The following is a 19,938-nucleotide window of genomic DNA, read 5'->3' as shown; positions in this document are numbered from 1 at the left end:
ATATATCTTTAGCTCCATCAATCATCATTGACATCGCGCATCAGGGTGTCCAGGTTATCGTCAGTATGCGTGATGATGACTCTTTGATATGTCCGTGATCATGCACTTACTGGCGGAGAGTGGGTGATTGCGGACGTAAGAATCTGTAAGTGGGTGTTTACCTACCACGAAAACCGGGTTTTAGGCTTCCTCATGGTAGGTGAACACCCACTTACAGATTCGTGGTATGTATTCACCCACTTATGCAGACAATTCATGGTATGCAAACGCCCACTTATGGATTCAGCGTCCGCAATCACCCACTTGCAGAATCTCTTTATGGTAGGCAAACACCCACTACCCAACATTCCGTCCGTAAACACCCACTTACAACTCATCCATAATGGTAGGCAATCACCCACTTACCATTCTCTTCGTCCGCAACCTCCCACTTATCGCGCCGCCTGCACCAGCAAGCAGCCATACACCTTCATCATTCGCACCATCAGATATTCATTGCGACCGGCACATAACGCAAACCACCTATCCCCCAGCCATCGGTCGTCTATGTCCAGATGCAGCAACCGTCCACTCCACATTCATGTACGACTTGTCCATCACAGTCACCATCAGTCATAGCTCCACGAATCGCAGCATGCACGTATGCACCGTCTGTAATATCGATCGGCCATACACTTGCAGCCACCATCTCGGCACACGCTCAGCCACGACTCGCCACTTCCGCAAACCACTCGTTCCACAGGCCGTCTGCAGAACCAGCCGATCGTCCCACAGTCATCGTCTTCGTCCGCAAACACCCACTTGCCGATGCAGCATCGCGGCAGACAAGACCTTGGCATCACGGCACGAAGCCCGACCAATCCGACTTTCCTATTCGCGATCGACGTCGGACTCGTCATGGCTACGCAGGACCGGCACCGACCGCTAATCGCAAACCTGACCATCCATCGATTGCGGTCACGCCGACGTCTCTCCTTATATATAGAAGATCTAACCGGCAGACGCAGCATGGCCGCAACGCGCATTCCGCTGCGTCACCGAACATGAGAAACCACGCATGGTCCGCCTGAGCCGGCCAGACGGCAGCGCAACGTCACCGCACGAGTAGTCTTCCGCTGAATCGGGACATGAGGCACCGACCACCGGATCATCTCACCGTACGCGCGGAACGCCGGCCTTTTCCATTTTGGCGATCAGGTCGCGCCGTTTGAACGCGTCGGCGAACGAAAACCGGAACATCTCGTCGGCCACCAGTCGAATCCGTTCCTCGCGCTCCTTCTCCGCGATCACCGTGTCTTGCAGGCTCCCATTCACGTACATTGACGGGTCGCGGTACTTCACCCGCCCGTCCAGCTCGCCGACGATGAACCGCCCGTCACGGGTGCGCCATGCGAAATCGACCCGGTCGCGATGGGCCAGATCATACGGATTGACGATCTCCTCCTGCACGCGCGGCGGTACGAACCCTTCCTCGACCATAACCGCATACGAATACGCTTCGCCGCCGTTCTCGGTACCGCCCGGCGCATGGTCGACCGCCAGCAGCGAGCGAGAGCGGAACCGCCCGGGCAATGTCAGACAGTGCTCGCGCATCTCGTCGCGTTGCATGACGTTGTTGCGCAGCGCCGCCTCCGCCACGCATAGCCCGTCCGCGAAATCGAGCCGCCGCGTACAGTCGTAGATGGTGCGTGACAGCGGCGTGACGCGTACGCCGTCGACCAGTTCGGACCGTTCCCAGTCCGATTCCGAAACGAAATGACGGCGGATGCGGCCGCTGTCGTGTCCGTGACGCTGCCGGCTCGTGGCGATGTGGAACAGGTCGAGATGACGGATTGAATCGTTGATGCCGTACATGGCCGCCGCGCTCATGTCACAGAACAGCCAGTTTGGATGGCGGAGCGTCAGCGTGCGGGCGATGCGGCGGTATTGTTCGACCGGGTCCAGGTTGTTCCACGTATCGGGTTGCGCGTAACAGGCATCGAACACGCGGACCAGCTCGCCGGCTTGGGCACGGCGGCGTATGGCACGTTGTTCGGCGTCGGTGCGGCCCCAGATGCACAGGCGGTGCCGTTCGGCCTCGATATATCGGGCGTGCAATGCGGTATTCGTTCTCATGTGCGCACTGTAGCGGATTTCGGCGCGGAAGCAAGACGATTCCGGGGTATGTGGTCGAAAGGTCGGAGTTATCCACATTCGGCGTGTCTGTCCACATTTTTTGTGGACGGCTGAGCGACTATCCACAATCGCCGGCACGCTCGGACATACCCTCATGATCGGTGACGCAACCACCGGACGCTTCGGAGCATGGTCATCATGTTCCACGTGAAACTATGTAGTACAGATAGCATTGTCTCTCGCATATTCGTCACCTCTGCCGATCAATCGTCGTATCGCAACTGGCGAGTCGACGAGCGCCTTCATACCATATGAATCATGACTACGCCGACCATGCCGTCGTCTCCAGCCGGCGACCATCCTTTCGATAATCCACAACACGCACAGCATCCGTCTCCACAAACACGCCGCGCAACGACCGCAAATCAGCAGCAACAGCGGCAATCCACCGTCAACCATCACACCGACGCCGCCGGCAGCGGTCATTCCATTACATCGGTCGATCGTTCCACCGCACCCACCGACCGTACCGCCACGCCCGCCGATCGCACCGTCGCAACCGTCGATCGTCCTGCCATGCCCGACAATCCCGCCACATCCACTGCCCGCAACGCCGCATCTATCGATCACGACACCACATCCGTCGGTCGCGCCGCCGAGTCCGAGCCAGCTCACCGCACCGCATCACCGCACACCGCCACATCACCGCTCATCCCCTCGCCGCTGCGCAGCCCCTCGTCACCGCCCACCGCACAACCGCACCGCACCACCGCACCGCGCGACTGGATACCCGATCAGCCCGGCGCATGGGCGATGGCGATACTGCCCGCGCTCGCCGGCATGATCGTCGGCGGCGCAAACGCGACCACCGCTTGGCTGCTCGCCGCATGGGTCCTGTGCTACTGCGTCCAATTCACCGCCGCGCGATGGCTCAAATCACGGTTCGCACGCCGCTACCTGCCGCCGACCGTTGTATATACGGCATTACTTGCCGCGGTCGGATTGCCGTTCGTGATCGTCCACCCGACGATCCTGTGGTGGGCGCCGTTGTATCTCGTGCTGGCCGGCCTGTCGTTCGCCGCCGCATGGCTGCGCCGCGAACGCACGCTCTGGGGTAACGCGGCCGCGATCCTCGCATCCTGCGCGATGGCAATGGTCGTCGGCTCGTTCGGCACCCATGCGGCCGGCGCGCAGATTCCGTCGCTCGCCAATGGCGGACTGCCGGCGGCCATCGTGTTCCTGCTCACCCAATTCGGTTCGGTGCTGTTCGTGAAGACGATGATTCGCGAACGCGGCAACGCCGAATATCTGTGGGCGTCGTGGATTTGGCACGGCGTTGTGCTGGTGGTTGCATGCGGATTGTGGGGACTATTGGGATTCGGCCGATTGTTCGCTATGCTGGCGCTGGCCGGCGTGTGGCTGATGATCCGCGCGATCGCGATGCCGTTGATCGCACGACGACGCACAATCAAGCCGATCGTTGTTGGCCTGGTCGAAATGGTGTCGAGTCTGCTGGTATTTGCGGCCGTGGTGATGACGTTCTGAATGATCGGACGACGCAGGCCGCACGCTATGCGGCGCCTGTGATCCGCGTCACGGTTGCGGCGAACGGTGAGATGGCCGTTGAATCGTGCCGCACGGTTTTCTATCGTGAGTCCCGTGACACAATTGCGCGGTTCCCAGATCAAACCCATCACGGCGCATCATGCCAACCAGCTGTATCAGCACGGCACGCTCGCGTTGCTCGTGCCCGGCCTGTTGGAAGGCACGACGACCATCGGCGAACTGCTCACGCATGGCGACACCGGCATCGGTACGGGCGAGGGACTCGACGGCGAGCTGATCATCCTCGACGGCGTGGCGTACAAGGTCGGCAGCACCGGCGTGGCCGAGCGCGTGCCGGACGATTTCACGATGCCGTTCGCGAACGTGCATCACGCCGCGTTCCAGTATCAATGCGAGCGGTCGGACATCGGCCTTGAGGAGCTGAACCGGCGGATCGTGGAGGCGAACGGCCGGGCGAACACGTTCTTTTCGGTGATCGTGCGCGGCACGTTCAGTTTCATGAAGACCCGCGCGGTGATCAAACAGCAGGTCCCGTACCCGACACTGGTGGAGGTGGCCGACCGGCAGGCGACATTCCTGCGGCACGACGTGAAAGGCACGATGCTCGGGTACTTTTCGCCGGTGATGTTCCACGGTGCGGCGGTGGCCGGATTCCACGAGCATTTTCTGTCTGACGACCGTACGTTCGGCGGGCATGTGCTGGATGCGGTGCTCGATCACGGCAAGATCTACAGTCAGGTGTTCGATACGCTGGTGCAGCATCTGCCGGTGGACGATCCGGGATACCGCGAGCATGATTTCAGCAATGATCCGATCGCCGAGGCGATCACCAGCGCGGAAGGCGACACGAAGTAACGGCTCACGGGATGGAATTGGCCCGATCATATCCGTCGCGTGAATCAGGAAGGCCTCGCATGATCGGCGCTCAAGCCACGAATACACAAGAGGGAGCCCGCCCGAGATGGGCGAACTCCCTCAGTGCCTGATCAGACGTTCAGTCTCAAACGCGCTCGGAGGCTTCCTCCGTGGCGGCCACGCCTTCGCGCTCGACGCGGATGCGGTGGCCTTCGGCCTGCGGCACGCCGTAATACGCGGCGATGGCGATGTCCTTCATGTCCTCGATCTGCGGGATGCGCGGGTTCGCGGGGGCGCACTGGTCCTCGTAGGCGCGCATGCCGATCTGGTCGAGCACGCTCCAGAAGTAGTCCTCGTCCACACCGCAATCCTGGAAGCTCTTGTTCATGCCGAGCTTGTTGTCGCGGTAGTCCTCGACAGCCTTCGCCAGGTTCTCGACGGCTTCGGCCGGGGTCTTGCCCGGGTCAATGCCGAGGTTGATGGCGATGTCGCGGTAGCGCTCGTCGGCGATGTACTTGTTGTACTTCGGCCACGAGGTCGGCTCCTCCGGCACTTGGCCGTTGTAGCGGATCACGTACGGCAGCAGGATGGAGTTGGTGCGGCCGTGGGCGACGTGGCACAGCGCGCCGATGGTGTGCGCCATGCCATGGCACATGCCGAGGAACGCGGAGCCGAACGCCATGCCGGCCATGGTGGCGGCGTTATGCATCTTCTCCTGCGCCTTGGTCTTCTCCAGGCCCGGCTCGCCGTTGACGGACTCGGCCAGGTTGTCCCAGATGAGCTTGGCCGCGTGCAGCGCCATGCCGTCGGTGAAGTCGTTCGCATAGACGGAGACGTAGGCTTCGAACGAGTGGGTCAGGGCGTCGAAGCCGGCGTCGGACGCGAGCTTGCGCGGCTGGGTGCGGGCAAGCACCGGGTCGACGATCGCGACGGACGGGGTGAGCGCGTAGTCGGTGATCGGGTACTTGTAGCCGGTCTTGTGGTCGGTGATCACGGCGAACGGCGTGACTTCGGAGCCGGTGCCGGACGAGGTCGGGATGCACACGAGCTTGGCCTTCTTGCCCAGCGGCGGGATCTTGAACGCGCGCTTGCGGATGTCGAAGAACTTCTCGCGCACGTCGGAGAAGGAGATTTCCGGGTGCTCGTACAGCAGCCACATGATTTTGGCCGCATCCATCGGGGAACCGCCGCCGACCGCGATGATCGTGTCCGGCTCGAACTCCTCGCGCATCATCTCGGCGCCACGCTCGACGGTCTCGACGGACGGCTCCGGCTCGACGTAGTCGATGATGCGGAAGGTGACGCGGTTGGAACGGGCGCGCAGCTGGTCGATGACCTTGTCGACGATGCCAAGCTGCTCCATAACCTTGTCGCACACGATGACGGCCTTCTCGATGCCGTACATGTCGCGCAGGTACTTGATGGCGTTCGGCTCGAAGTAGGTCTTGGCCGGGATCTTGAACCACTGCATGTTGTTGTTCCTCCGAGCGATGCGCTTGATGTTGAGCAGGTTGACGGCCTGCACGTTGCCGGACACCGAGTTGCCGCCGTAGGAGCCGCAACCGAGGGTGAGCGACGGGGCGATGGCGTTGTAGATGTCGCCGACGCCGCCGAGCGAGCTCGGGGAGTTCCAGATGATGCGGCAGGCGTGCATCCGCAGGCCGTATTCGCGCACGAGCGCCTCGTTGTTGGTGTGGATGGCGGCGGTGTGGCCGGCGCCGAGCTTGAGCATGGCCTCGCACATCTCGAACGCCTGCTCCTTGGAGTCGGCCTTGAGCACGGCGTGGACCGGCGCGAGCTTCTCGTGGGTGAGCGGCTCGTTGTCGGAGACTTCGGAACATTCGGCGGCGATGATGGTCGCGTCGGCCGGGATCTCGAAGCCGGCGGCCTTGGCGATGTACTGCGGGGACTTGCCCGGCACCACGGAGTTGAGCTTCGGGGTGCCACCGGAGAACGCGGTGCAGCCGAACATGTACTGCTCAAGCTTGGCCTTCTCCTCGTCGTTGACGAAGTACGCCTTGCGGCGCTTGAGCTCCTTGACCAGCGGATCGTAGATGTCCTTGTGGGCGATGATGGCCTGCTCGGTGGCGCAGATCATGCCGTAGTCAAAGTGCTTGGACAGGATCAGGTCATTCGCGGCGCGCACGATGTCCACGTCGGAATCGACGTAGGCCGGGGCGTTGCCGGCGCCGACGCCGAGGGCCGGCTTGCCGGAGGAGTACGCGGCCTTGACCATGCCCGGACCGCCGGTGGCGAGGATGGTGGCAATGCCGTCGTGCTTCATGAGCGCGCCGGTGGCTTCGATGGACGGGTGCTCAATCCACTGGATGCAGTCGGCCGGAGCGCCGGCCTCGATGGCCGCGTCACGCACGATGCGGGCGGCTTCGGCGGAGCACTTCTGGGCGAACGGGTGGAAGCCGAAGATGATCGGGCAGCGGGTCTTGAGCGCGATGAGCGACTTGAAGATGGTGGTGGAGGTCGGGTTGGTGACCGGGGTGACGCCGGCGACCACGCCGACCGGCTCGGCGATCTCGTCGATGCCCATGACGTCGTCCTCGCGAATCACGCCGACGGTACGCTGACCCGCCAGGTAGTTGGTGACGTGCTCGCACGCGAAGATGTTCTTGGTGGCCTTGTCTTCCACGAGGCCACGGCCGGTCTCGTCGACGGCCATCTTCGCAAGCACAAGGTGCTTGTTCAGCGCGGCGATGGACGCCTTGGCGACGATGCGGTCGACCTGCTTTTGGTCGAGCTTCTCGAACTCGGCGAGGGCCTTGAGACCCTTCTTGACGAGCGCGTCGACCTCGGCCTCGGCGGCCGCCTTCTTCTCTTCAGGGGTCGGCTTGGTGGGGGCCTCGGCCTGCTGTGCTTCTGCCATGAATCCTCCTTGACTTGCTCGGAGCAACTTATTCCCGCCACGTCAATAACCGGGCTGCCGGTCGTGCGGCGCCCTCTTACGGGTCGCCGCTGTGTGGCCTACGTCACAATGTACCGAACGGACGTTCGCATCGCACCCGCACAAAACCAGCGGCGTTTCATGTGCTATTTTGTCTTGTTTTTGTTCGTTATAAGGTCTATTTATGACAAGTTGGCAACAAAATCGGCGTTTTCGCCGCTTTTTGTTCACTTTTCCCATCGATATCACAAGCTACTGCACATGCTCGCAAAGTGACTTTGCAAAACTATCTTTCTATAAGTCATCCTACCAAGCTAAGTTATACAAAACAGTTTTCATGAAGTATGCTTGTTATCCACAAACACACCATCCGGGATATCCACAAACACGCTACCGAAGCACCATATACGAGGCCCCACAATGACAACGATGCCATCGACGACGATCAAAACACACAGCCAGGCCGCCATCATCCGCCACCTCTATACGCACCGTCAAGCCACCAAACTCGAGCTGATGCAGTCGCTGAACCTCAGCAGCCCCACGGTCACGCAAAACCTGCGCGACCTGATCTCAAACGGCATCATCTCTCCCGGCGAACTACAGCAATCCACCGGCGGTCGAAAGGCACGAGCCTTCGTCTTCAACCCGAACCACCGTCTTGCTATCGGCATCGCCCCGACCCCGACCGCCGTAACGTTGCGGGCGATCAATCTGTACGGCGAAACGGTCACCGACCTCAGCCGCACACTCCCCTATCGCAACGACGCCGCTTACTGGCAGCGGGTCGGCATCATCGTCAACGAGTTCGCCGCAAACGTTGCCAAGCCCGGCAATCGAACCATCCCCGGATCGACAGACAACGATCGCACGATACTCGGCATCGGACTATGTCTGCGCACCCCAGCAGCCACTTCACTCGCCCAGACCGCGCACTATCCGTACGCCACGATCCACTACGCGGACGCATCCGCCACGGCCGAAGCCTGGTTCGACCCGACGCTCGACGACGCGATCTGCATATATCTCGACCGTCACCCCAGCGGCTCGCTGATCATCGACGGACGGCTGCACCAGCCCACCGCCAGCCGTGCAACCGCGGAGGGCGATGCCGGCACTTCTATCACGCACCGCAACGGCGTGATCGAGCACATGACGCTCGTGCCGGGAGGCCGTGAATGCGCATGCGGCAGACGCGGCTGCATGAGCGTGTACTGTTCGCCGCAAACGTTGCCAGAGGACTACGAAAGCATCCCCGGCTTCTTCAGCGTGCTCGAGCAGGGCGAGACGCATCACCGCGAACGCATGAACGAGTGGCTGGACTATGTGGCACAAGCCATCGCGAATGCCCGCACCATCGTCGCGGGCGACGTGATCGTCGGCGGAGAGGCGGCGCAGTATCTCGATGACAACGATATCGCCGAATTGACGCGGCGCGTGGTCGCGAGGTCCGGCGGGCAAGGCACGATCCACATGATGGGCGAGACAGAGACAACGTTGCCACCGTCGAAAGCAAACCGGACTCCGCCATCGATGACAACGATCCCATCATCATCAACGGCAGCAGTCACCCATCCAGACACCATGCCGGACGTCGCATCGTTTACGCTGCGCGTCAGCCGCGCCGACGACCGACTGCATCTGACCGGCGCGGCACTCGGCTTCGTGAACCGGTACCTGCGTCAACTGACCGATAGCTGAACGTACGATCATCCACAAACACGCCCAGCCCAGTACCATTCCGGCCTCGCAAACCGCGCCAAACCGCCGTTAAACCAACACGGCTACAATGGGTGTATGAAACACGCGATCCCCCAGCGGTATGCGATACCCCACCGCTATGCAACGAGGCCGGGCCTGTACTTCACCGAGGACGGTGGGGCGGACGCCGTGGTGCGCTCCGAAACCGCCGACCAGATCTGGCTGTGCGTCTACGAACCGGTCGACCAGCCGACCAAATTCTTCAACGGGGCGATCCGCATCTTCGACGATTCCGCGACCCCGTTCATCAACGAGATCCACGAACACGCCGTCTGCACGCGCATCATCGAGTCGATGTACGTGCGCGAGACGCTGTTCCGCATGGAGGGGCCGAATTACGGCCTGTGGTACGTGCACCTGCCCAAGGCGTGGGACGGCATGCGCTACGCGTATCGCGCGGACGGCGCCTGGGACCCGAAGCACGGCCTTAGATTCAACCCGTACAAGCTGCTGCTCGACCCGTACGGCAAGGGCATCGACGGGAAGATGGAACTCGATCCGGCCGCGTTCTCGTACCAGTGCGAGATCGGCGAGGACCACAAGGTGCGCGGCTCGGCGTTCGGCGAGATGAGCACGGTGGACGCGCTCGGCAAGATGCCGGTGTCGGTCGCGATCGACGACCGCGACGTGACCAAGCACGATGGCGATCCGGTGCACCCGCACGTGCCGTGGAGCAAAACCGTGCTCTACGAGCTGCACGTCAAGGGATTCACGAAGAACGCGCCGTGGCTGCCGCCCGAACTGCGCGGCACGTACGCCGGACTCGCGCATCCGATAACGTTGGCATATCTGCAGGGACTGGGCGTCACATCGATCGAACTGCTGCCGATCCAGGCCAAGCAGGACGAGCTGTTCCTGCAGGAGCGCGGCCGGCACAACTACTGGGGGTATTCGACGCTCGGCTACTTCGCCCCCGAACCGTCGTACGCCACCGCCGAGGCTCGCGCAAAGGGCGCATCAGCCGTGCGCGACGAAGTCATCAACATGGTGAACGCGTTGCACGAGGCCGGTTTCGAGGTCATCATGGACGTGGTCTACAACCATACCTGCGAGGGCGGCATCGAAGGCCCGACGGTGTGCTGGCGCGGCTTCGACCCGATCTCGTACTATCGCCGGCAGCGCAACAACGTCGGCCGGCTCGAGGACACGACCGGCTGCGGCAACACGTTCGACTTCACGAACACGCACGTGGTAACGTTCGCAATCGACTCGCTGCGGTACTGGGCGAAACGCATCGGCATCGACGGTTTCCGCTTCGACTTGGCCGCCTCGCTCGCCCGTCTCGACGGCGACTTCACCAAACATCACCCGTTCCTGTACGCGCTGCGCTCCGACCTGCTGCTCGGCAACCTCAAACTCATCATGGAACCGTGGGATCTCGGTCCGCAAGGCTGGCGCACCGGCGGCTTCGGCATGCCGTTCAGCGAGTGGAACGACCGGTTCCGCGACACGGTACGCAAGTTCTGGCTGACCGACACGCAGCCGAACGCGGGCGGCAGCATCGGCATGCAGGAGATGGCCACGCGACTATGCGGATCGGCTGACCTGTTCGCCACCGACCCGGGGCGCGGCTGCGTCTCGTCGATCAACTACGTGGCCTGCCACGACGGATTCACGCTCACCGACCTGACGCGCTACGTGAGCAAGCACAACGAGGCCAACGGCGAGAACAACATGGACGGCTCGAACACGAACCATTCCGTGAACTTCGGCGTGGAAGGGCCAACCGGCGAGCCGGCGATCGAACGCAACCGAGAACGGGCCGCCATGAACATGCTCGGCACGCTCATGCTCTCGCTCGGCACGCCGATGATGCTCGCCGGCGACGAGTTCCGCAACACGCAAAACGGCAACAACAACGCGTACGCGCAGGACAACGACATCACCTGGCTCGACTGGGATTGGCTCTACCAGACCAAGAAAACGCCGGAAATGCGCCGTTTGGAGACGGTGTCGCGGCTCATCGCGATCCGCAAGTCGCTCGATCTGTACCATCATGAGGAGTTCTTCACCAGGCTCACGCAGCTTGGCCTGTTCAGGCCGTCAAGCCGCGTGCAGTGGTATCTGTCGGACGGCACGACGCCGATGGAGCGCGATTGGTTCGACACCAGCGTGCGATCGTTCGCGATGCGGCTGCTGTCGGCCAACGAGGCGGACATCCTGATCGTGATCAACGGCGTGGACCGGGACATGCAGTTCCGGCTGCCGTCCGATTGCGAGTGGCGGTGCGAGTGGAGTTCCAGCGTGGTGTGCGGTGTGCGGCCGGCGCAGGGGCTGTTCACGGAGCGGCTCAATCCGCGCGATTACAGCGATGTGAACTGGACGGTGACCGTGGACGAGCACGATCCGATTCACGAGCTGGTCGAGGTGGTGCAGGCCGAGCTGCGGCGACAGGAGAAGCTGGACGTGCCGCGCGAGGTGGTGCTGGGCAAGGTCGGAGATATGACCACTGCGGGCGCGACTGCCGGAGCGGTCGCCGGTGTGACGGCTGCGGCCGGACTGGCGAACGGGACAGTTGATGGTTCGGGCCACGGGAGCGATGCCGAGGCCGATGCTGCCACCAGAGCTGCCGCAGGTACCGACGATGAGACGGTTCGCGACACGGCCGACCCCACGATTCCGGATGCCGGCGCAGACGTATCTGCGACAGCCGATCCCTCGAATCATACGGACGATGACACCACGACATCGCCGACGCAATCCAACGATGCCGGGCCGTCATCAAGCACGCCGGCCGACGACATCGACCTGTGGACCATCCCCGCACTCAGCATCAGCGTCATGCGCAAAATCCAGTGATCCCCCAGCCGATGCCGACGCATCCCGTCACATACGAGAAGACCCTCGCACCGAACGGTACGAGGGTCTTCGAATAAGCGGCAAAAACCGCGAAGGCTTAACGCTTCGAGAACTGCGGAGCGCGGCGAGCCTTGTGCAGACCGGCCTTCTTGCGCTCGACGACGCGAGCATCGCGGGTCAGCATGCCAGCCTTCTTCAGGGTGGCGCGGTTGGCGTCGCGATCGATGGCGTTCAGCGCACGAGCCACGCCGAGACGGATGGCGCCGGCCTGACCGGTGGTGCCACCGCCGTCAACGAGGACGACGACGTCGAACTTGCCTTCGAGCTTGAGCAGGACGATCGGGGAGTTGACCTCGCGCTGCTGCAGCTTGGACGGGAAGTACTCCTCCAGGGTGCGGCCGTTGATGGTCCACTTGCCGGTGCCCGGGATCAGACGCACGCGGGCGACAGCTTCCTTGCGACGGCCGGTGCCGTAGCCCGGAGCGATCGCGGAGGTGCCGGTGCCAGCGCCAGCGTTGGTCTCGGTGGTGTACGAGGTGAGCTCCTCTTCGGTTGCCTGAACCGCGGAGTCGTTGGTGTTTTCAGCCATGATTCTTATCTCCCTTCGGTTCACTTAGCCTGCTGCGAGACCTGAGCGATCTCGAAAACCTGCGGCTTCTGCGGGGTGTGCGGGTGCTCGGCGCCACGGAAGATGTGGAGACGGTCCAGCTGCACCTTGGACAGACGGTTCTTCGGCAGCATGCCCTTGACGGCAGCCAGGATGATGCGCTCCGGCTTGTTGGCGAGGAGCTGAGCGTAGGTGTCGCGACGCAGGCCGCCCGGGCGACCGGAGTGCGAGTAGAGTTCCTTGCCCAGCTTGTTGCCGGTCAGAGCGATCTTGTCGGCGTTGATGATGATGACGTGGTTACCGGAATCGGCGTGCGGCGCGTAGGTCGGCTTGTTCTTGCCGCGCAGCAGCGTGGCGGTCTGAGTGGCCAGACGGCCGAGAACAACGTCGGTGGCGTCGATGATGTACCAGTCGTGAGTCAGATCAGCTGGCTTCGGAGTGAAAGTTTTCACTGGTGTACCTTTTCTTGACTATTGTGTTCCGGGTTTCGGCTGCTCGATCGTGCGCTTGGTTGGGGCGCGCGAGGCGAGAGGCTTCGACCTCATTATCCGTGGGCTCCCTGAAAGTCCTCGATGGCGAGTGGGAAAGCGCTTTGAAGGACCCCTTAGGGAAACACAACAATCTACTAGTATATCGCCAGCCTTGACATTACGCCGGGCGTGTTGCGAGCTGGTTCCCGGGATGTTCTTCCAAGAATCCCGGGAACCAGCTGATGTTCGGTTTTTATGGCAAAACCCAGTGATATCAACGAACGGCCTTTGTTCGTTTGATAGAAAATGTGCGGTCTGCGGTTCACGGGATTATCGACGGCAATCCCGGGAACCGCACAACGCGCGATCAGCCGCGCATGATGGCGGTGAGCTGCTGGAGCTTGGCGTTGTCGAACAGCTGCTCGAGCGGAACGACGTTGCCGTCGCCATCGGCCAGCGGGATGCGCCAGTTCGGGTACTCGTTGTTGGTGCCCGGCTGGTTCTGCGCGCGCTTCTCGCCCACGGCGTCGGTGATCGACGCGGCGAGCAGCTTGCACGGCGAATCCTGCAGCGCACGGTACATGGCCTCGATGATCTGCCATTCGTTGGCCTGCTCATCGGCCAACAGTGACTGATCCAGATAGCCGTTCTTGACCAGCATGTCCATCATCGCCTTGTGCTCAGCCTGCGCGGACTGCTCGAACTCCTCCTTCGGGCCGGTCAACAGTCCCAGCTGTTCGCGCAGCTTGACATGCTCGTACTCGAGGTATCCGGCGACCGGCGGCAGATCGTGCGTGTTGACCGAGGCGAGCGCGAACGGACGCCACTTGACCGGCGGACGGAACGTGCCGTCGAACTGCTCGAACCATTCGACCGCGCAGCCGAGGATACCGTGCGCGGACAGCGCGCTGGCCACGTAGCTCGGCACCACGCCGAGATCCTCGCCCACGACCACACCGCCGGCACGCTTCGCCTCCAGCGCGAGAATACCGAGCATGATGTCGTAGTCGTAGTGCACATACGTGCCGTCGATCGCGGACTTGCCGTCCGGAATCCACCACAGGCGGAACAGGCCGAGGATATGGTCGATGCGCACCGCGCCGGCCTGACGGAACATGCCGTGCACCATGTCGCGGTACGTGCGGTAGCCGGTGTTCTCCAAGTCGATCGGGCTCAGCGGCGGCTGGCTCCAATCCTGACCCTGCTGGTTGAACATGTCCGGCGGAGCGCCCACGGTCGCGCCCTTGGCGAAGCGCTCCGGATTCCACCACACGTCGGAGCCGAGCGGGTGCACGCCCACGGCCATGTCGGACATGACGCCGATGCGCATGCCGGCCTTGCGGGCGGCCTCCTGCGCGGCCTCAAGCTGGTTGGTGGCGATCCATTCGAGCCAGCGGTAGAAGTCGAGCGTGTCCGGGTACTGCTCGCGCAACGCCTTGATCTCGGGCGAATCCTTGGTGAACTTGCGCTCCCAGTTGTCGGCGTCGCCGCTCGGAGCACCCCACTTGTCATAGCACAGGCACCACGTGGCGTAGGACTCGAGTTCCGCGCCCTGCTCCTGCTTGTAGGCGTCGAACGAGGCCTGACGCTCGGCGTTGCGGCCGGCCTTGAAGATCAGCCACAGCGCGCCCATCTTGGCACGCCACATCGCGTCGCGGTCGATGAGCTGGGAGTCGCCGTTGAGCGGCTCGACCTGCGCGTGCAGCTCGCGCACCTGCGCGGCGACGGTTTCACTCAGGCGGCCGTATTCCTCGATCGACTCGGGGCGGATGTACGTGAAATTGACGAAACGGCGCGACACCGGCAGGTACGGCGACGGCGTGAGCGGAGAGACCGGTTCGGCTGCGTGCAGCGGGTTGATGAGAATGAAGTCGGCGCCGGTCTTGGCCTTGGCGTCGACCAGCATGCGCTTCAAATCCTCGTAGTCGCCCACGCCCCACGATTCGGACGAGCGGATCGAGTAGAGCTGCGCCATCCATCCCCACAGGTGGCCATGTTCCATCTCGTCGAGCATCTCGACCTTTTCGGGCGCGCTGATCAGCGTCGCGTCCTGCGTGCGGTCGCCGACGGTGATGTGCAGCGTGTGGTAGCCCAGCGGCAGGTCTGCCGGCATCACGACCGCGGCGGTCGCGATGAACTTGCCGTTGATGACGTACGCCTGCGACCCGTCGCCGGGACCGACCTCCAGCTTGCCGTACTCCTCGCCGTTCTCAAGCGTGAGCGAGGCCTTCGGCACGGCGAGGATCGGCGTGTTGATCAGCGCGGTGTCCTCTCGGCCGGCGACGTGCAGCACGGTGGGGCTGATGAGCCGGCCGTGGCGCTGGTCCAGGATGCGGCGGGTGGATGCGGCGATCGCTTCGTCGTTTGCGGCATCGATGCCCAAGGCGGCGAGCACGGCGACCAGGACATCGTCTTCGATTTCGTGGTAGTCATCAGACATGCCGACGTAGCTGGTGGCGACGCCGACGAGCTTCGCAAGGCGAATCAGGGGGCGGGCAAGGCGCTCGGCACTTTCTGTTCTCTCAGTCATAGTCCTTAGTCTATGCCCCGCAGTGGTACGGCACGCTAGCCAAAACGCCGATATCGTCCCGTTTTACGCAATGTTAAGGCAAACACCACGCGAAAATCGGAACATTTCACATAACCAGGATTCCACGATACGGACACAGCGAGCCGAGAACGGACCACGCGGAAACGCGTCTCATCGTAAATCGTCGGGAGGAAACGAGCGAGCCGCTGCTGTGCTTCGTCATTTTGAGCCAGGCAAGGACGAGCCGTAAAATCTCTCGGGATGCGGGACCGATAGATTGCTCCGCTCACTTCGCTCAGTCGAAACGACACACGCCCGTCAAGACAGCTCAGCTTCTTCCCGCCGCGGCCTTCGCCACGTCAGGATTCGGATCGGCAGCCAGTCGGGCCAACGTTTCCGCCGACGTGTTCGGATTCAACGCGACCGCGCGGCGCACCATCGCCGTGAGTACCACCGGACCGTCGGGATTGTCCTCCGTGCCGAAGCGGCTCAGGAAATCAAGCGTGTCGGCATCCAGCGCAGGGTCCTGCGCACCCTCCAGACGCATCTTCCACGACGTGCGCTTGTTGCGCAGCGCCATGTCGCGCACTTCGGGCACCGGGTCCTTGGCGAGACGGCCCACCAGCCAGTTCTTGTCGTCGTGATTGGCGGCCACCGCCTTGCGCACCTCGTCGTTGTCGTCGGTGGACAGCTTGACCAGCACGTTCGGGAACGGCATGGTCTGCGCCAAAAAAATGCGATCCTCGACCGGCGTGTTGCAGTTGCCAGCCACAGCCTCCAGCAATGCCGTGGCACGCGAATACGCCGCCTGCTCGGACGGGTCCGGCAGCTGACGACGGGCGAATTCGGACAGTTCGGCCGCGTCGGTCGAATGGCGTAGATGCTCGTAGGTGACGGTCAGCGGCTCGAAATCGTCGGATTCGTTCTCATCGGTCATGCCGACCAGCATAACCGTCGGCGGCGAACATGGCCGCCGCAGCGCGGCAGTCGCCTTGCATTCGTCGGCACGGGACAGTCACCGCATAATCGTCTCGCCGCTGCGGCAAAGATCTCGGATGGCGACCGTCATAAACACGATCTCAATAAACGCAATCGTCACAGTTCGACCGGCCGGTTGACCGTATCAATCAGCTCCGGCACGACGGACGCATTGAACGTCTCCCGCACGCGGTTTTCGAAATCCGCGCACCGATCCTGCGGCAACGCGGCGCGCAACGTCACGCGATCCGTATACTGCTCGTCGTCCGCCAAACCGTCGCAGTCGGCGAGCAGACGCTGGAACTGCGCGAGCTGCGGATACTCGAGCCGCACCGCATACCGCCGGCACGGCACGATCCGCGCCATCCGCGCCGCCTTGACCGCGATCGACGCGCCGGTCGAATACGCGCGGATCAGACCGCCCGAGCCGAGCAGAATACCGCCGAAATACCGGGTCACCGCCACCACACAGTCGGTCAGGTCGTTTTGCCGCAACACGTCGAGGATCGGTTTGCCAGCGGTGCCGGACGGTTCGCCGTCGTCGCTCATACGCTCGGTCATGCGACCGTCCGATCCGCCGCACACCGCCGCATAAGCGACATGCCGCGACTTGGGATGCTGCTCGCGGATCGTTTCCACGAACGCGAGTGCCTCGTCGAGTGAGTCGATGTGGCACGCGTCGCCGATGAACTCGGATTTTTTCTCGACGAACGAGTCGTGCGCAGGCTCGCCGGCGGCGTTCAGAATGGTTTGCACTCGTACTCCTTGTCCCATCGTCATGCGACGAACCCGATTCAACCGGCTCTACGACGATCCAATTCACGGTATCTTGCAGTTGTAGGGTAACCCACCCGGTATCTCGCAATGTATCAGTTACCAAAGAATGACAACAATGGCGTCATTCCAATGATTTTTCAAACCGCCATATGCCACGGTAGGGAGGTTGTCCGACGGTCGAGGACCTACAACTGCAAGATACCATTGCTTTCGCATATGGTTCGTTCCTGACCACTGCCGACCACCGTTTCTCAGACCGCTATTTGCGGCCTGCCATTCCACCGGTCCAGCCTACTTGCCGGACGACTGTTTCGCGGCCTGTTCTGCGGTGATGTTCCACTCGCGTACGACGTTGCGGTCGGCGCCCATCGAGTAGATGACGTTCGAGATGCGCTCGCGAACGGCCGCGTCTTGCGTTTCGTTCCAGCAGGTGCCATCGGGATGGTCGGATGCGAGCGAGCACCACTGGTATTTGCCGCGCGTTTCGTTCGCGCTGGGAGTCCAGTCGATGCGGGTGACGCGCCACGTGCCGGATTGGCCGCGCTTGCCAGCGAACTGGATGCGCGCGGTGACGCCCTGGTTGTTGACGATAGTGTCGGGCGTGTCGGCGGATTCGGTGACGGTGTTGCCGAGGCCGTAGACGATCCATGTGCCGTTGTAGTTCTCGATCGGCTGCGCGCAGTGGCATCCGGCGCCGTAGATCACGTCGAACGCGCCGGTGTCGGCGAGTTCATGCGCTTCGGACTGCTGCCACGAATCGGCGTAGTCGAGGTATTCCTGCACGGAGTGCATGGCGATGGCGACCACGTCCGCGCCCTGCTCGCGGGCGGCCTTGGCCTTGGCGACGGCCTTGTCTATGTCGGCCTGATGGTTGGGGTCGCCCGATTCGCGCAGTCGGTCGACCTGCCAGTCGTGGTCGGCGGTCATGCCGTTGAGCGAGACGGTGCCGGTGACGAGGCCGAGCTTGCCGCCGCCGGTGGGTGAGTCGATGACGAGCGGTTTGACGGAGTCGGCTTCGGTTTTGTATGAGCCGGTTTGGGCGATGCCGTCGGCCTCAAGCGTGTCCCACAGGCGGGCGATGCCGTCCGTGCCTTGATCCCACGAATGGTTGGTGGCATGGGTGCAGGCGCGGTAGCCGACCTTGGCGGCCGCGTCGGCGACTTCGGGCGGGATGTTGAAGACCGGGTAGCCGGTGTACGGGCCGCCGCGTTGGGCGATCGGGGTTTCGAATTCGCAGATCGCGATGTCGGAGGCGTCGATGTACTTGCGCAGCGGCTCGAACAGGCCGGTGAAGTCGAAGGCGGTGCCGTCGGTGGCGGTGGGGTTGACGGCGTACTGGTTCCACAGTCCGGGGTGGAACAGCAGATCGCCGTTGACGAGGATGGAGATGCAGTCGGTGTCGGGGCAGTCGGGCGAGTTGCCGTGGTGCTCTGCGGCGGGCTGCGGGGCTGCCTTGGGTTTGGTGAGGGTGGATGAGTTGGGTGAGGCGGTGCCGTTTGCGGTAGCGGTGTTGTTTGCGGATGGTTGCGCAGGTGTATTAGCGGTCGGCCGCGCGATCGCCCAGCCGACAAGGGAACAGATCACGACAAGCGCGACCGCGACGAGCGCGAACCGCAGTCTGTGGCCGGCTCGTCTGGACATGGTTTCGTTGACGTTGTCGACATGTTGGCCGTATTCGCTGGCGTGTCTCATGGCGGCCGTCCTCTCTGACTCTTCTTCTCAATCTTCTTGTCTGCCATCTTCGACGTGATCTTCGACATAGTTAGCGTTAACATACCATTTTGGCGAAAAATCAAGGGATTTCGACCGCGTGTCTCCGCTTTGACCGCTACAATGAATTCTTGGAGACGGACGGACAAGGGCGTACCTCCGGCTCCGTTTACTTCCTCTGAAATTACGCCCCTGCGTATTCCCGATCGATACGCTCTATCGATGCTCAGACGAGTACCCAGGCAATCCCCACAAATGATATGATCTTTGTCGTAACCTTTGGTTAGAGGCGCAAGCCGGTAATCACAAAGCCTCGATGTTCCAGCGTCGAGGCTTTTCTTAGTGATGAAGAACCGGACTATTTACCGGACATCTTACCCATACCCACGCGCCATCACGCAACCGACTGGCGAACGTTGGAAACGGCGTTATATCAACGTTTTGGCATGAAAAAAGGGTTTTCGGGAAGTCCTGAAAACCCTTGGTGGCGGAGTCAGAGGGATTCGAACCCTCGAGCCGCGAAAAGCGACTAACACCTTAGCAGGGTGCCCCTATCGGCCACTCAGGCATGACTCCGTGTTGTGCCACTAAGCAGCGCAACAGCATGTAACTGTATCATCAACCGCCGGACAAAACACCGAAGCCGTCAGAAATCGCCGAAGCCAATCACAGACTAGGCCGCATCATCCGATACCCCAAGCACTCAAGCCGCAAGTGATTCGCGCCTCACGCATCATCCTGTTGCGTGATGTTTCAGCTACCACGATAACGTCCGAATTCTTGCGCACTTTGGTTTGGGCTTGAGATAGAGGCATGGCCCGTGTCCTGTGTACGATTTTCTGTCGCCAAACAAGATAAACCGCGATTGGAAAGC

At 62.2% G+C, this 19,938-nt stretch carries 13 protein-coding genes and 1 tRNA gene; 4 read left to right on the top strand and 10 right to left on the bottom strand.

Going from position 1 to position 19,938, the window contains the following annotated elements:
* Positions 1-1,152: 1,152 nt before the first annotated feature.
* The gene (locus AC1A0G_RS06145) at positions 1,153-2,115 is read right to left on the bottom strand and encodes a hypothetical protein (protein WP_476528347.1); all 963 of its coding nucleotides are present in this window, start codon (positions 2,113-2,115) and stop codon (positions 1,153-1,155) included.
* Positions 2,116-2,433: 318 nt separating this feature from the next.
* Here AC1A0G_RS06145 and AC1A0G_RS06140 point away from each other — a divergent pair, with 318 nt between their 5' ends.
* Together AC1A0G_RS06140 and budA are read left to right on the top strand one after the other, a co-directional pair.
* Complete coding sequence (locus tag AC1A0G_RS06140; RefSeq protein WP_476528346.1) at positions 2,434-3,660, top strand: YwiC-like family protein; 1,227 nt, start codon at positions 2,434-2,436, stop codon at positions 3,658-3,660.
* Between the two features lie 114 nt (positions 3,661-3,774).
* Positions 3,775-4,536 carry an acetolactate decarboxylase gene (gene budA, locus AC1A0G_RS06135; protein WP_476528345.1) on the top strand — a complete coding sequence of 254 codons (762 nt, stop codon included), beginning with the start codon at positions 3,775-3,777 and terminating at the stop codon, positions 4,534-4,536.
* A gap of 145 nt (positions 4,537-4,681) precedes the next feature.
* Here budA and adhE read toward each other — a convergent pair whose 3' ends face one another.
* Positions 4,682-7,414 carry a bifunctional acetaldehyde-CoA/alcohol dehydrogenase gene (gene adhE, locus AC1A0G_RS06130; protein WP_476528344.1) on the bottom strand — a complete coding sequence of 911 codons (2,733 nt, stop codon included), beginning with the start codon at positions 7,412-7,414 and terminating at the stop codon, positions 4,682-4,684.
* A gap of 438 nt (positions 7,415-7,852) precedes the next feature.
* On the opposite strand from adhE, the gene AC1A0G_RS06125 reads away from it, so the two are divergent.
* Entirely contained in the window at positions 7,853-9,133 is a 1,281-nt protein-coding gene (locus AC1A0G_RS06125; protein ID WP_476528343.1) for an ROK family transcriptional regulator, read from the top strand.
* Between the two features lie 96 nt (positions 9,134-9,229).
* Positions 9,230-11,992: a glycogen debranching protein GlgX gene (gene glgX, locus AC1A0G_RS06120; protein WP_476528342.1), complete on the top strand. Its 2,763-nt coding sequence runs from the start codon at positions 9,230-9,232 to the stop codon at positions 11,990-11,992.
* A 97-nt stretch (positions 11,993-12,089) separates the two neighbouring features.
* Here glgX and rpsI read toward each other — a convergent pair whose 3' ends face one another.
* From rpsI to AC1A0G_RS06080, 8 genes are all read right to left on the bottom strand, one after another.
* On the bottom strand, positions 12,090-12,581 hold the full coding sequence (gene rpsI, locus AC1A0G_RS06115) for a 30S ribosomal protein S9 (protein WP_152357670.1): 492 nt from the start codon (positions 12,579-12,581) through the stop codon (positions 12,090-12,092).
* A gap of 20 nt (positions 12,582-12,601) precedes the next feature.
* A complete protein-coding gene (gene rplM, locus AC1A0G_RS06110; protein ID WP_476528341.1) occupies positions 12,602-13,051 on the bottom strand; it encodes a 50S ribosomal protein L13 in 450 nt (149 codons plus the stop codon).
* Positions 13,052-13,436: 385 nt separating this feature from the next.
* On the bottom strand, positions 13,437-15,599 hold the full coding sequence (gene malQ / locus AC1A0G_RS06105; RefSeq protein WP_476528340.1) for a 4-alpha-glucanotransferase: 2,163 nt from the start codon (positions 15,597-15,599) through the stop codon (positions 13,437-13,439).
* 328 nt (positions 15,600-15,927) lie between these two features.
* Positions 15,928-16,548, bottom strand: coding sequence for an AbrB family transcriptional regulator (locus tag AC1A0G_RS06100; protein WP_476528339.1), 621 nt, complete (start codon positions 16,546-16,548; stop codon positions 15,928-15,930).
* A gap of 146 nt (positions 16,549-16,694) precedes the next feature.
* The gene (locus tag AC1A0G_RS06095) at positions 16,695-17,333 is read right to left on the bottom strand and encodes an IMPACT family protein (protein WP_476528338.1); all 639 of its coding nucleotides are present in this window, start codon (positions 17,331-17,333) and stop codon (positions 16,695-16,697) included.
* Positions 17,334-17,645: 312 nt separating this feature from the next.
* Positions 17,646-19,046: a CapA family protein gene (locus AC1A0G_RS06090; protein WP_476528337.1), complete on the bottom strand. Its 1,401-nt coding sequence runs from the start codon at positions 19,044-19,046 to the stop codon at positions 17,646-17,648.
* 503 nt (positions 19,047-19,549) lie between these two features.
* A tRNA-Ser gene (locus tag AC1A0G_RS06085) sits at positions 19,550-19,640 on the bottom strand.
* Positions 19,641-19,747: 107 nt separating this feature from the next.
* Positions 19,748-19,938: hypothetical protein (locus AC1A0G_RS06080; protein ID WP_476528336.1), on the bottom strand; the 191-nt coding region annotated here is incomplete at its 5' end.

Source organism: Bifidobacterium sp. LH_230 (assembly GCF_056357555.1).
This window is presented reverse-complemented; position numbering and strand designations above follow the sequence as displayed.